This is a genomic window from Malikia sp., from assembly GCF_028687635.1.
In the GTDB taxonomy this organism is placed as follows: domain Bacteria; phylum Pseudomonadota; class Gammaproteobacteria; order Burkholderiales; family Burkholderiaceae_C; genus Malikia.
Genome location: NZ_JAQTZS010000035.1, coordinates 15,685 through 29,847, shown reverse-complemented (window position 1 = coordinate 29,847; position 14,163 = coordinate 15,685). Strand labels below are relative to the sequence as shown.

Annotated in this window: 7 protein-coding genes and 2 pseudogenes; 7 read left to right on the top strand and 2 right to left on the bottom strand. The window is 67.8% G+C overall.

Features of this window, described 5'->3' with window-relative positions:
- The first annotated feature begins 272 nt into the window (after window positions 1-272).
- Together PHR85_RS14295 and PHR85_RS15245 are read left to right on the top strand one after the other, a co-directional pair.
- On the top strand, window positions 273-746 hold the full coding sequence (locus PHR85_RS14295; RefSeq protein WP_300055567.1) for a type IV pilin protein: 474 nt from the start codon (window positions 273-275) through the stop codon (window positions 744-746).
- A pseudogene (locus tag PHR85_RS15245) lies at window positions 731-1,123 on the top strand (GspH/FimT family pseudopilin); the annotation flags it as partial. The gene PHR85_RS14295 and the pseudogene PHR85_RS15245, both read left to right, overlap by 16 nt.
- A 106-nt stretch (window positions 1,124-1,229) precedes the next feature.
- On the opposite strand, the gene PHR85_RS14285 reads toward PHR85_RS15245, so the two are convergent.
- Entirely contained in the window at window positions 1,230-2,540 is a 1,311-nt protein-coding gene (locus tag PHR85_RS14285) for an IS4 family transposase (protein WP_300055573.1), read from the bottom strand.
- Window positions 2,541-2,681: 141 nt separating this feature from the next.
- Between PHR85_RS14285 and PHR85_RS14280 the strand changes: the two genes are divergently transcribed.
- From PHR85_RS14280 to PHR85_RS14260, 5 genes are all read left to right on the top strand, one after another.
- Window positions 2,682-3,380, top strand: coding sequence for a PilW family protein (locus PHR85_RS14280; protein WP_300055561.1), 699 nt, complete (start codon window positions 2,682-2,684; stop codon window positions 3,378-3,380).
- Between the two features lie 49 nt (window positions 3,381-3,429).
- The gene (locus PHR85_RS14275) at window positions 3,430-4,734 is read left to right on the top strand and encodes a hypothetical protein (RefSeq protein ID WP_300055559.1); all 1,305 of its coding nucleotides are present in this window, start codon (window positions 3,430-3,432) and stop codon (window positions 4,732-4,734) included.
- 13 nt (window positions 4,735-4,747) lie between these two features.
- On the top strand, window positions 4,748-5,908 hold the full coding sequence (locus PHR85_RS14270; RefSeq protein ID WP_300055557.1) for a hypothetical protein: 1,161 nt from the start codon (window positions 4,748-4,750) through the stop codon (window positions 5,906-5,908).
- A gap of 49 nt (window positions 5,909-5,957) precedes the next feature.
- Window positions 5,958-7,211, top strand: a complete 1,254-nt coding sequence (locus tag PHR85_RS14265) for an MFS transporter (protein WP_300055555.1) — start codon at window positions 5,958-5,960, stop codon at window positions 7,209-7,211.
- 90 nt (window positions 7,212-7,301) lie between these two features.
- Complete coding sequence (locus PHR85_RS14260) at window positions 7,302-7,682, top strand: hypothetical protein (RefSeq protein WP_300055552.1); 381 nt, start codon at window positions 7,302-7,304, stop codon at window positions 7,680-7,682.
- Here PHR85_RS14260 and uvrA read toward each other — a convergent pair.
- Window positions 7,683-14,039 (bottom strand): annotated as a pseudogene (uvrA, locus tag PHR85_RS14255) (excinuclease ABC subunit UvrA); the annotation flags it as partial.
- Window positions 14,040-14,163: the final 124 nt, after the last annotated feature.

The window sequence follows — 14,163 nt, the reverse complement described above, 5'->3', positions numbered from 1 at the left end:
GCTTTACGCATCTGCGCGAACTCATCGCCTGCCGCCGGCGCCTGTTTGACGACATGCGCGCACTCACCACCTACTGCCACTTTCCCAGCTTGGCAGCCATGATCGAGTTCATGATCCTGGGCCTGACAGACGGGCCACAGCCTCCGCCTGCTCCTCCTTGAGCGCAAATTGAGAATTGCTGCCGACTTCCAGCAACGGCGCGCAGCAGCCTGCACGCGAGGCTCGCCAGCATCATATTTGCATGATTCGAGATAACTTCCTAGAATGAAAACATGGGGGAACTTGTTACCGTGCCAGTTCACAGATCGCAGAAATCGGGCTTCACGCTGATCGAGCTCATGATCACGGTTGTCGTCGTGGTAATACTCGCCACACTGACTTATCCCAGCTTCATGAACCAGATCCGCAAGAGCCGCCGGAGTGACGCCATCCAGGCCTTGGCTGCCTTGCAGCAAGCCCAGGAGCGCTGGCGCAGCCAGAACCTCGCCTATGCGGGCAACGGGGTGATCGCTACGGCATGGCCCACCGGGCTTGGCCTGATCGTCAGGACGGCTGGCGGGTATTACGACATCGCGATAGCGACCAATCCCGCGCCGACAGGCTGGAGCTATGCCGCCAGCGCAACGGCGGTGACGGGGACCAGTCAGGCCTCGGATACCATCGGTACCACGAACTGCGCCACCCTCACGGTCACCGTGACAAACGGCAATGCCACCTACACCCCCGCGGCATGCTGGAGCCGCTGATGAACAGACGCCAAGGCCTCACGCTGGTCGAGCTGATGGTCATCCTGTCGGTTCTGGCCATCGTTCTGCTGCTGGCGCTGCCTTCGTTCAGCGACTTCCTGGCCAGACGCCGCCTGGAAGGTGCGAGCACGGAACTCGGCACAGACCTGCAATATGCCCGCTCGCTGGCCGTCGATTACCGCACCGACGTGACGCTGACCACGCTGGACGATGGGCAGGGCTATGACATAGCCGGCAATGTGATCGAGAACGGCAACCTGGTGCAAAGGATTTTCAAGAATGCACGCCTGGTGGGCGGTACAGCGGTGAGCGGGGGGGTGATGGTGCGCTTTGAAGCGCACCGCGGCATGCGCGCCACGACAGGAAGTGACCCATCCATCACCGTGACCAGCACCGGAACCGAAGCAACTCTTGCCGTGAGGGTCAACCAGATGGGACGCATCCAGGTCTGCTCGCCCGAAGGCACCATGAGAGCCATCCCTTTCAAGGTGTTGCACCCTTGGCGCTGCGCAGGACGCGGGCGGTCGAGACGTGCTTGCGAACGGCGGCGGCCTCGACATATCCCTTGGGCTTGGGCTTCTTGGGGCCTCGCTTGGAGGTGGCGACGCTGCGCGGCGAGACGAACCGGGCCAGATGCAGCAAATAATCGGCCGTGCGCTCGGGGCTGGCTTCGGACCACGAAGACCATGCCGAGGGCGGCAACGCAATGAGCATGCCCTTGTAGTCGCTCACGACATCGACCGCCAGGTGATAGGTCGAGACTTCCAGCTCGGGAGCCTGCTCGCGGTGAGCCTGTTCGATGCAGCGCTTGAGCAGGGACAGCACGTTGTACGCCAGCACCGCCGTGGCAAAGCCCAGCAGCGCGGCACGCGGGTGGCCCAGCGTGCGGATTTCGCTGTTGAGAACCGATTCGAGTCGTCCGAACAGCCCTTCGATGCGCCAGCGGCGGCGGTACAGGTTGGCAATCTGTTGAGCCGTGACCTCGTGCGGCAGGTTGCTCCACAAGTTCAGCTGGGTCAGGCCGTCCCGAGTGGGCTCATCGAGCACCAACTGGATACGACGCCACGGCACGCCGTCACCCTCGATACCGATGGACTGCTCCGCCAGCACGCCCGTTTCGCAGCGGCCCGCTTCGTGCCAGCTGCCTTGCTGCACCAGACTCGGATGGCGACCATGCTCGCGCACAATGAAGGCGGCTCCCGTCTGTTGCCAGCCCTGCAACAGGGTGCGGGTGCAGAAATGGCTGTCAGCCAGCCACAGCTCGCCCGCCCGTGCCGAGGCCACCAGGGTCCGCGCCACGGTACGCTCGCTCTCGTGCGCATCCTCGCACGCCACGATGTCCGTGACCAGGGCTTGGTCGGGATCGTAGACCACCAGGGTGTGCCCCGGCAGGGCCGCGCCACGCTGATCGCGCAGCGGTGACAGCCGCTTCTGGCTCGCCGGCAGGTGATTGCCGTCGAGGATGCGCAAGCGCCATCCCGCCAGGCTTGCCTCGCCGTCGAGTTGCGCCATCACCGGCGCCAGACGGGCGGCGCTGCCCTGTACCAGCGCGCGCAGCACCGCCGGCTCCGTGCGATTGACCTTGTCGTAGAGCGCCGCCAACGACACGGGCAGCCGCTCCATCTTGCGCGCGGCCGCATGCAGCGACGGACGCAGCCCCAGCGAGACCAGCATCATCAGCTCCACCACGGTCGACATCATCAGCTCGCGCGGGTATTGCCGCTGGCGGTTGGCCTCGAACACCTCGTCGATCCAGCCCGCCGGCAACGCCTGCTCCAGCGCCACGCGTGCCATCACGCCCACCGGCGCATGCTGCTCAAACCGTTCCAGTACCTCTGCCCACATCCTCGTTCTCCCGTCTACCCCACAAGGCTACAGGAGAATCAGCAACACCTTGAAAGGGATGACCATGAGAGCTTATCCGACATGCACCCCATGAAGCTGCATTCTTCCCGGCCGCGCAGCCGTGGCATCTCACTGATCGAGATCATGGTGGGGCTGGTACTGGGCCTGCTGATAGTGGCGGGAGCCAGCTCCTTGCTGCTGACGGACATGCTCGGCTCGCGGCGAATGCGGATAGAGGCCAAGCTGGAGCAGGACTTGCGATCCGCGATGGACATGGTGACCCGCGACCTGCGGCGGGGGGGGTACTGGAGCAGCGACGCCCAACCCAATCTGACCGCCAATCCGCATGCCACGCTCACACTGACCGACTCACCGCCTGTCATCTCCTATTCCTACTCAAGAAACGGCGACGACACACTGAACACCGACGAACAATTCCGCTTTCGTCTCGACACGGGCACGGGCGGAACGGGCGGCATGGAACTGGAGCTCGACGGCGGCTGGCTGGCGATGACCGATACGGAAACGATGCAACTGGATCGTGCCAACTCGAGCCTGGTGGCCCTGCAGCAGGATGGCAGCGACCCGTCCGATCCAGCTTTCACCGACGACCCGATCACGCTGGATCACGCCTGCCCGACCGGATGCGCGACCGCCTGCCAGATCAGGGTCCGGGCCTATCGCATCACACTCGTCGGCGTTTCCACGGCCGATACCGCCGTGACACGCACACTGACATCGACCGTACGCGTACGCAACGACGCCGTGGAGGGCAGTTGCAACCCTTGAACTCTAGGAGTTGACCGTGCGACACCCGTCTTTATCCAGACAACGCGGCATGGCGATACTGGCCGTGGTCCTGATCATGCTGTTCGGAGCCTCCATCGCCGTCCTGTACCTCAACCAGCATGTGATTCTGGAGCAGCGCATTTCCGCCAACCAGATGCGCTCGACCGCGGCACAGGAAGCGGCCGAGGCCGGACTCGAATGGGCGACCGGCATGCTGAACAGCGCCAGCAAGATAGGCACCGACTGCCAGCCGTCCGTGAGCGGTACCGCCTCGTTCAGACAAAAATACTTCCGCGTCACACCGAGTGCGTATGTGGCCAGCCATATCCTGCCAGGCTGCAAGATCAATCCGGCCACTGGCGTCAGCACCTGCCACTGCCCGGACGCTCCCGCCAGCGGCACCGTGGTCGCCACCCTGGGGACCGACGCCATGCCTGGGTTCACAGTTCAGTTCTCGCCCGTGGCGGGCGACCCGCAAGCCATCCGCGCGGTAGCCACCGGCTGCGTGGCCATGGCCGGCACCTGCGAACCACGCACCAGGGGGATGGCGGACGCCACGGCCAGCATTTCCGCCGTGCTCAAGATCGTGCCGACGCTACGCGCCGCACCGGCAACTCCCCTGAGTTGCGGGCTGTCGTGCAGCATAGGAGGAGCGTTTCACATCCAGAACCTGGAGGCCGCGTCTGGCGGGCTGCTGATCAATGCAGGCACCACCGTCAGCGTGTCTGCCAGTGCCCTGACGACCTTGCCCGGAGTGCCGCCGCAGGGCACCGTCGTGGACAACGATTCCTCACTGCAGGCCCTGGCCACGAGCGACCCCAGTTGCGTGAATTCCGGCGTGTTCAGCGCCTATTTCGGCTCCAGCGTCGACGAGTACCTGAGCTCTCCCCTGACCAAGTCCATCACCTGCAGCAACCCGACCCAGTGCGGAGCACTGCTCGGCGCGGCCTACCAGGAGGGCTGGAGAGCCTTCTACTTTCCCTCCGGGGTCGAACTCAACAGCAGCGCGCCTTTCACCCAGCTTGGCACCGCCACCGATGGTATATCCATGGTGTCGCCCGGCAGCATCGACATCAACGGCGACATCACCATCTACGGCCTGCTGTTCATGAACAATGCCAATGTCGACTACCTGGGAACAGGAACAGCCAATGTCTACGGCGCCGCGATCACCTGCGGCGGGTTCAACAGCAACGGCAATGGCACCCTGGGCTATCTGCCGTCGGCCCTGTCCTCGCTGCGCATGAGCTCTTCCCTGATGGCACGGGTGCCCAGCTCCTGGACCGACCGCTGCAGCGTGGGACTACCGCTGCCAGACGCCGCCAATACGGCCGCCTCGTTCAATTGCGACTAGGGGAGTCAATCTGATGAGAACGCGACCACTTCGCTCCGATGCTGGCTTCGTGCTGGCAGAAATCCTGGTGGCCCTGCTCGTGGTCGCGGTGGGAATGACGGGGCTGCATCAGATGCAGCTGATGCTGATGCGCAACAACGACCTGGCCGCGCAACGCACGGAAGCCACGCAATTGGCGAGCGAATGCCTGGAAAGCCTGCGCGCGCGCAGGGGCGTGGCGGACTGGAACAATCTGCCGGGCACGCGCTGTCCGCCTCCCGCCGGGGGCCGCAGCGCCAGTTACTCCAGAAGCGTGACCTTGAGCGACAGCGCCAGCTCGGCCATGCGCACGGCCCGCGTGACGGTGAACTGGACCGACCGCGAGGGTAGGCAGCAAGAGGTGGCCCTGGTGAGCTACCTGTCCAATTCAAACCCCGTGGTGGCAGGCATGCTGGCCTTCCCTCCACCGGCGGGCGGAATCCTCAAGCAACCCAAGAACCGCAACATCAATATCCCGATCCCGGCGCTGGACCTCAATGACGGCAGGAGCTCGATCCAGGTCAACGCCAACCATGCGGTCATCTTCAGCAACATTTCGGGATCGGTGATCCAGATCTGCAACCCGGGCGTGCTCAACGCGACCGTGGCCCAGATCCTGGCGAGCAGCTGCGTGACGCTCGAAGGCTACATCCTGGCCGGATACATCAGCCGGGACAGCTCGGTGAGCAACGCCGAATGGACCGGCATCGAGGCCGGCCTCGGCATCAACCACGGCGGCGTGTCGCGCGACATGGCAGGCAGCGACGCCATCAAGTGCCAATTGGGAAACCACATGGCATCGGACAGCTCCTACAAATGGTATATGTGCGTGATCCCGCTGTCGTCGCCCAAGCTGTGGTCGGGAAGGGTCAGGGTCGGCGGACCCGCCGCCTTCAGGAGTGGCAACTTGTTCGTCTGCCGCTACCAGTACCTCGACCCCGCCATGCTGCCGTTCGAGCGCAACGTGCAGGACTACGCGAACGTGGACCGCTCGATCGACCAGCAGAACTACCGGATCGCCTCCGGCAACAGCGCGGCCACCTGTCCGTCGTCGATGACGCTGGCGAACGTGTCGAGCGGCGTGCTGCACCAGGACTGTCGACCCGGCAACGACGCGAACCGCGCGACCGACTGCCCGTCGCCCTCGGTTCCCTGACGCCGGCACGGCCCGCCGCGCAGCGGAAGCGCGCGGGCACAATCCCGGCATGCCTGTCACCCCGCATCGCCCGACCGATCCCACAGCCCCCGGCTTCAGCGAGGCCCGGCGTGACAGTGCCCGCCTCGGCCTGCTCGCCATCTTCGGCTCGACCTTCTTCGAGCTGACGGGCTATTTCATGCTGGCGCCCTGGCTGCTGCTGCGCCTCAAGGGCGCGGATCTGCCGACTTGGCTGGCCGGGCTGTTCGCGGCGACCGCCTGGCTGGGCATCTTCCTGGTGACGCCGTTCGCGTCGGCGCTCACGCGCGCGCTGGGCCGGAGGCCGACGCTGTGGCTGTCGGGCCTGGTGCCGGTGCTGGCGGGCCTGGCCTTTGGCCTGACGCAAGAGCTGCGACTCTGGTTCGCCGTGCAGCTGCTGGCGGGCATGGCGTCGGGCCTGCGCTGGGTGCTGGCCGAGTCGGTGGTGGCGGAGTTCTCGCCGCCGGCACGGCGCGGGCGCTGGATCGGCATCTTCGAGACCATGGTCGGCAGCACCTTCGTGGTCGGCCCCACGCTGCTGGCCTGGATCGGGCCACGGAGCGCGCAATCGCTCTGGGCGGCGCTCGCGTTGATGCTGGCCGGGCTGATCTGGAGCCTGGCGATTCCGCCGCTGCCGCCCGAGCATGACGCGCACGAGGCGGAAGTCGGGCTGCGCGGCGTCTGGCGCGCGCTGCGCGAGCACCCGGTCATCATGCTGGCGGGCTTCGCGGGCGGTTTCTTCGAGAGCGGGCTGACCGCCATCCTGCCGCTGTACGGACTGGCGCTCGGCCTGGGCGCGGCGGCGGCGACGCTGCTGGTGTCGGCCAGCGGATTCGGCAGCGCCATCCTGATGCTGCCGGCCGGCCTGCTGGCGGATCGCCTCGGGCGCCACGGGCCGGCCGGCTTCTGGGGCGATGCGCGCCAGACGCGGCTGCAACTGATGCGGATCTTCGCCGGCATCACGCTGCTGGGCTCGCTGCTGCTGCCCTGGGTGGCGGACAAGCCCTGGCTGGCCTGGCCGCTGGCCTTCGTCTGGGGCGGCGCGGGCGGCTGCCTCTACACGCTGTCGATGATCGACATCGGCTCGCGCGAGCGCGGCATCACGCTGGTCAACAGCACGGCGGTGCTGGTGATGTCCTACACGCTGGGCGGGGTGCTGGCGCCGGCGCTGGGCGCGGCGGCGCTGCAGTGGTCGCCACGGCTGGGTTTCCCGGCGCTGCTGGTCGGGGTCGCGGCGATGGGGCTCGCGATGCTGCTGCGGGCACGCATCGGCAATCGGGTGTGACGCATTGGGCTGCAGGCGCTATGCTGGTCGCAGCTTGAAGCGGGGCGCGGTGCCACGCTAGTCGATGAAAAAGAAACGGATGGCAACAGGATGGCGATAGGCTGGCTGACGGCGCTGAAGGTGATTCCGTGGGGCGACGTGATCGAGCACGCGCCCAAGGTGCTCAAGGGCGCGCGCACCTTGCTGGAACGCCAGCGCCACCACGAGCCGACAGCGCCGGAACCGGCAGCCGTGTCGAGCGTCGCGGCGGTGGACCCCTTGGCGCTGCAGGCCCGGCTGCAAGCGCTGGAGCGCATGCTCACCGGCACCCAGGCCGACCTGGCGCAGCTGACCGAGACCGTGACCGAGCTGGCCGAGCAGAACGCGCGACTGGTGGAAACGGTGGAGCGGCTGCGCTGGCGCAGCCGCTGGCTGGTGGCGGCGCTGCTGGGGCTGGCGGCGGGACTGGCCTGGCTCGCGCTGAGGAGCTGATCAGCCGCGCGCCAGCACCGGCGCCAGCGCGCGGCCGGTGTGGGTGCCCAGCCGCACCAGCGCCTCGGGCGGCGCGGCCGCGACGACCCGGCCACCGCCGTCGCCGCCTTCGGGCCCCAGATCCAGCACCCAGTCGGCCTCGGCGATCAGGTCGAGGTCATGCTCGATCACGACCACGCTGTGGCCGCCATCGACCAGGCGGTGCAGCACGCGGATCAGCTTGTCGACATCGGCCATGTGCAGGCCCACGGTCGGCTCGTCGAGCACGTAGAGCGTGTGCGGCGCCTTCTGGCCGCGCCGACCGACCTCGTCGCGCACCTTGGACAGCTCGGTCACCAGCTTGATGCGCTGCGCCTCGCCGCCCGACAGCGTCGGCGAGGGCTGGCCCAGCGTCAGGTAGCCCAGGCCGACATCCTGCAGCAGCTGCAGCGGCTGCGCGATCGCGGGCATGGAGGCGAAGAAGCCGACCGCCTCGTCGACCTCCATCCGCAGCACCTCGCCGATGCTTTTTGCCCGCCAGCTCACCGCCAGCGTCTCGGGATTGAAGCGGGCGCCATGGCAGGCCTCGCAGGGCACCTTGACGTCGGGCAGGAAGCTCATCGCGATGGTGCGCACGCCCTGCCCCTCGCAGCTGTGGCAGCGCCCCTCGCCGGTGTTGAAGCTGAAGCGGCCCGGCGCATAGCCGCGCGCCTTGGCTTCGAGCGTCTCGGCGTAGAGCTTGCGGATCGCGTCCCAGAAGCCGATATAGGTCGCGGGACAGCTGCGCGGCGTCTTGCCGATCGGGGTCTGGTCGACCTCGAGCACCCGCTCGACATGGCCGTGGCCGTGCAGGCCGGCGCAACCCTGCCAGACCGGCGGCTGGCCGGCGGCCAGCGCGTCGCGCCCGGCCTTGGTCGAGCTCTGCGCGACGGCGGCGGCGACGTTGGCCAGCAACACCTCGCGCGCGAAGGTCGACTTGCCCGAGCCGCTGACGCCCGTGACCGCCACCAGCCGCTTGAGCGGGATCGCGGCCGTCACGTCCTTGAGGTTGTGCAGGTTCGCGCGCTCGACGGTGAGCCAGTTCAGCTTTTCGGGCAGCGGCGCGGCTTCGGGCTCCGGCGGCTTCCTGGATTTCTTGCTGGCCTTCTTGGCGGCGGGCCGCGAGGGGACGGCGGCTTCCGGCACCCCGCCCGGCTCGGCGACAAGCGCCTGGGCAGCAGCAACAGCGGCGAAAGCCTCATCGGTGACAGGACGACGCGGCTGCAGCGGGTGCCGCATCGCGTGCAGCAGGTAGCGGCCGGTCTGCGAGTCCGCTGCCGCCATCACGTCATCGACCGTGCCCTCCGCGACCAGACGACCGCCACGGATGCCCGCGCTCGGACCGATGTCGATCACATGGTCGGCGCGGCGGATGGTGTCCTCGTCGTGCTCGACCACCACCAGCGTGTTGCCCTTCTGGCCCAGCTTGTGCAGCGCGTCGAGCAGGATCTGGTTGTCGCGCGCGTGCAGGCCGATGGTCGGCTCGTCGAGCACATAGCAGACCCCCTGCAGGTTGCTGCCGAGCTGGGCCGCCAGCCGGATGCGCTGCGCCTCGCCGCCGCTGAGCGTGGGCGCGCCACGGTCCAGCGTCAGGTAGCCCAGTCCCACCTCTTCGAGGAATTCGAGCCGGCCCTGGATCTCGGGCAACAGGTCGCGCGCGATCTCGGCCTCGCGCGGGCTCAGGGATGCACCAGCCTGCAGCTGCCGGACCCAGCCGCGCAGGTCGACCACGCTGCGCCGCGCCAGTTCGGCGATGCCCAGGCCCTGGAAGCGCACCGCGCGCGCGGTCGGGTTCAGCCGCGTGCCGCCACAGCAAGCGCAAGGCTGGTCGGCGACTTCTTCGAGTTCGGGCTCGGCGAAGCTTTGCTCGCGGCCTTTTTCCTTGTCGTCGCGCACCGAGTCGTCCATCAGCTGGCGCTGGGCCTTGCTCAGGGTCACGCCGGTGCCGACGCAGTCCGGGCACCAGCCATGCTTGCTGTTGTACGAGAACAGGCGCGGGTCGAGCTCGGCGTAGCTGGCCGCGCAGACCGGGCAGGCGCGCAAGGTCGAATAGACCTGCAGCTGGCCGATGCCGAGCGTCGAGCTGCCGGCGGCCAGCGCCTCGTCCAGGCCGTCGATGCCCACGAGCAGGTGCAGCACGCCCTTGCCGAGTTCGAGCGCCTGGGTCATGGCAAGGCGCAGTTCGGGCTCGGCGCCGGGCTCGACGCGCAGGCGGGCCAGCGGCAGCTCGATGGTGTGCTCCTTGAAGCGGTCGATGCGCGGGAAGCCGGTGGTTGGCAGGAATTCACCGTCGACGCGCAGGTGGGCATGGCCGCGCGGCCGCGCCCAGTCGGCCAGCTCGGTGTAGACGCCCTTGCGGTTCAGCACCAGCGGCGCCAGGAATTGCACCTGCTGGCCACGGCACTGGGTCATGAGCTGGGCCAGGATGCTGTCGGGCTGCTGCGGCTGCACCGGGGTGCCGTCGTGCACGCAATGCTGGGTGCCGAGCTTGACGTAGAGCAGGCGCAGGAAATGCCAGACCTCGGTCGTGGTGCCGACGGTGGACTTGCGCCCGCCGCGCGACAGGCGCTGCTCGATCGCGACCGTGGGCGGGATGCCGTAGACCGCGTCGACCTCGGGCCGGCCCGCCGGCTGCACGATCGAGCGCGCGTAGGCGTTGAGGCTTTCGAGGTAGCGACGCTGGCCCTCGTTGAACAGGATGTCGAACGCGAGCGTGGACTTGCCCGAGCCGCTGACGCCGGTGATGACGTTGAACTTGCCGCGCGGGATCTCGACGCTCAGGCCCTTGAGGTTGTGCTCGCGGGCGTTGATGATGCGGATGGCGTTGGCGTGCTGACTGGTCTTTGCTGCCGCTACCTTGTCGGGGCTAGCGGGTACGGCGGACTCCTCATGGTGCGAGCACAAATCGTCGCCCGCCGTACCCGCTAGCCCCTCTGCCTTCCGGTTGGCAATCGGCGCTGGAACACCCGGACTCGCCAGGGGAAGGGGCGTGCCGGGTGACGATTTGCGCTCGCGCCATGAGGAGCCCGGCACGCCCCTTCCCCTGGCGCCGAGCGCCGAACCAGAACCAGAACCAGAACCAGAACCAGAACCAGAACCAGAACCAGAACCAGCAAGGTAATCCGACAACCGGCCCTCGTTGACTTCCATCAGCTCGCCGACCGCCTCGGCGTAGTCGCGCAAGGCGCGGGCCGTGTGGCTGGTCGGATGCAGGCGCACATCCTCGGGACGGCCCTGCGCGACGATGCGGCCGCCGCCCTCGCCGCCATCCGGCCCGAGGTCGATCAGCCAGTCGCTGGCGCGGATCACGTCGAGGTTGTGCTCGATCACGATCAGCGAATGGCCGACGTCGAGCAGCTTGCGCAGCGCGCGCATCAGCTTGGCGATGTCGTCGAAATGCAGGCCGGTGGTCGGCTCGTCGAACAGGAACAGCTGGCCCTTGGTCGCCAGCAACTGGCCCGAGCGGCTGGCAATCGCCTTGCCCCGGCCCCCTTTACCCTTGCTGCCGCCGAAGGCCTTGGCCGCCTCGGCCAGATGGCCGGCCAATTTGAGCCGCTGCGCCTCGCCGCCCGACAGCGTCGGCACCGGCTGGCCCAGCCTGACATATTCGAGGCCGACGTCGACGATGGGCTGCAGCGCGCGGATCACGTCGCGGTCATCGGCGAACAGCTGCGCCGCCTCGCTGACGGTGAGCTCCAGCAGGTCGGCCACGTTGAGCTGGCGGCCGCCGCGCTCGATCGCGATTTCGAGGATCTCGGGCCGATAGCGCTTGCCATCGCAGTCCGGGCAGCGCAGGTAGATGTCGCTGAGGAACTGCATCTCGACATGCTCGAAGCCCGAGCCGCCGCAGGTCGGGCAGCGCCCGTCGCCGCTGTTGAAGCTGAACTTGCTCGCGGTATAGCCGCGCTGCTGCGACAGCGGCGTGGCGGCGAACAGGTCGCGGATCGCGTCCCAGGCACCGACATAGCTGACCGGATTCGAGCGCGCGGTCTTGCCGATCGGGCTCTGGTCGACGAAGACCACGCCCGCGAGCTGATCGGCGCCGAGCAGGCGGTCATGCGCGCCGGGTGCCTCGGTCGACTGGCCGAAATGGCGCAGCAACGCCGGCGCCAGGATATCCTGCACCAGCGTGGACTTGCCCGAGCCGCTGACCCCGGTCACCGTGACCAGGCGCTGCAGCGGGAATTCGAGGTCGAGCTCACGCAGGTTGTGCTCGCGCGCGCCCTCCAGGATCAGGCGCGGCGTGCTGTCGGTCACCATGCGCTTGAAGCCGAAGCCGACCTGCTTGCGCCCGCTCAGGTAGGCGCCGGTCAGCGTGTCGGCCTGGGCCAGCTGTTCGATCTGGCCGTCAAACACGATGGCGCCGCCGCGCTCGCCCGGCCCCGGGCCCATGTCGATCACGCGGTCGGCGCACAGCATGACGGCCGGGTCATGCTCGACCACGACCAGGGTGTTGCCGGCGTCGCGCAGCCGGGCCATCGCCCGGTTGATGCGGTCCATGTCGCGCGGGTGCAGGCCGATGCTGGGCTCGTCGAGCACGAACAGGGTATTGACCAGCGAGGTGCCCAGGGCGGTGGTCAGGTTGATGCGCTGCACCTCGCCGCCGGACAGGGTGCGGCTCTGGCGGTCCAGCGTGAGGTAGCCGATGCCGACATCGCACAGGTACTTGAGCCGGGTGCCGATCTCGTCGAACAGCAGCTTGAGGGCTTGCTGCTCGCCAGTCCTGCGCTGATTTTGGGTCTGGCTTGTGCTGGCAGGAGTGGCGGGTCTGGGCGACTCCTCATGGTGCGAGCACAAATCGTCAGCCGGCAGCCCCCTCGCCCCGTCGAGCCCTACCCATGCACCAGCGCCAGCCAACTCTGACTGCAGCGAAGAGAAGAAGACACGCAGCCGCTCGATCGGCAACTGCATCAGGTCATGCAGGCACAAGCCTGGCAAGGCTTCGAGCTGCTCGCGCGTCCAGTCCACGCCGACCGGCATGAAGCGCAGCGCGGGCGCCAGCGCCGCATCGGCCTGCGCCTCGCTGCCCAGACGCCAGAGCAGGCTGTCGGTCTTGAGGCGGGCGCCGCGACAGCTTGGACATTCGGTGTAGCTGCGGTACTTCGACAGCAGGACCCGGATATGCATCTTGTAGGCCTTGCTCTCCAGGTAGTCGAAGAAGCGCTTGATGCCGTACCAGGACTGGTTCCATTTGCCGTCGTAGTGGGGCGAACCTTCCAGCACCCAGTGCTGCTGCGCGGGCGTGAGTTGGTTCCAGGGCAGGTCGCGCGGGATGCCGGCGGCTTCGGCATGGCGCATCAGGTCATCCTGGCATTCCTGGTAGGAGGGGGTCTGGATCGGCTTGATCGCGCCGGCGCGCAGGGTCAGCTTGTCGTTCGGGATCACCAGGCCCCAGTCGACGCCGATCACGCGCCCGAAACCGCGACAACTGTCGCAGGCGCCGACCGCCGAGTTGAACGAGAACAGCGAAGGCAGCGGCTCGGCGTAGCGCAGCTCGCTCTCGGGGCAATGCAGGCCGGTGGAGAACTTCCAGAGCAGCGGCGCGGGCTCGCTGCCGTCGTCCCCGGCCGGCTGCAGCGCATAGACCGTGAGTCGGCCGCCACCACGGCGCAGGCCGAGCTCGATCGCCTCCATCACCCGCACCCGCTCGGCGTTCGAGAGCCGGAAGCGGTCGGCCACCACGTCGAGCAGGCGGATCTGCTGCGGCGCGGCAGTTGCGGCCTTGCGCTTGCCGGATTTGGGCTTGGCCTCGGCGCCGGAAGAATCGGTGCCTGATCCCGATTCAGGGGTTCTTTCGACCAGACGCTCGGCCTGCACCCGGGTGAAGCCACTGGCGGCCAGCCACTGCTCGATGTCCTCGGGGGTGGCGCTGGCGGGCAGCTCGACCGGGAAGGTCACGACCAGGCGCGGGTCGCCCGCCTGTTCGGCGCGCCGCTGCAGCTCGGCGTGGATCGTCTCCGGGCTGTCGTGGCGCACCGGCAGCGCCGTCTTGCGGTCGAACAGCGATCCGGCGCGCGCGTAGAGCAGCTTGAGGTGGTCGTTGAGCTCGGTCATGGTGCCGACCGTCGAGCGCGAACTGCGCACCGGGTTGGTCTGGTCGATCGCGATCGCGGGCGGCACGCCATCGACCCGGTCCACCGCCGGCTTGTCCATCCGGTCGAGAAACTGGCGCGCGTAGGCGCTGAAGGTCTCGACGTAGCGGCGCTGGCCTTCCGCGAACAGGGTGTCGAACACCAGGCTGGACTTGCCCGAGCCGCTCGGCCCCGTCACCACCGTGAGCTCTCCGGTGCGGATATCGAGGTCGAGGTTCTTGAGGTTGTGCTGACGCGCGCCACGGATGCTGATCAGCCCTGCACCCTCCGTGGGCACGGCCTCGATGGCGGAAGAAGTCGGGCTGCTGGAGCTTGGGCGTTCGGACATGATGCTTGCCTCGTGGGGGAGGCAAGCATTCTAGGCAAGGCGG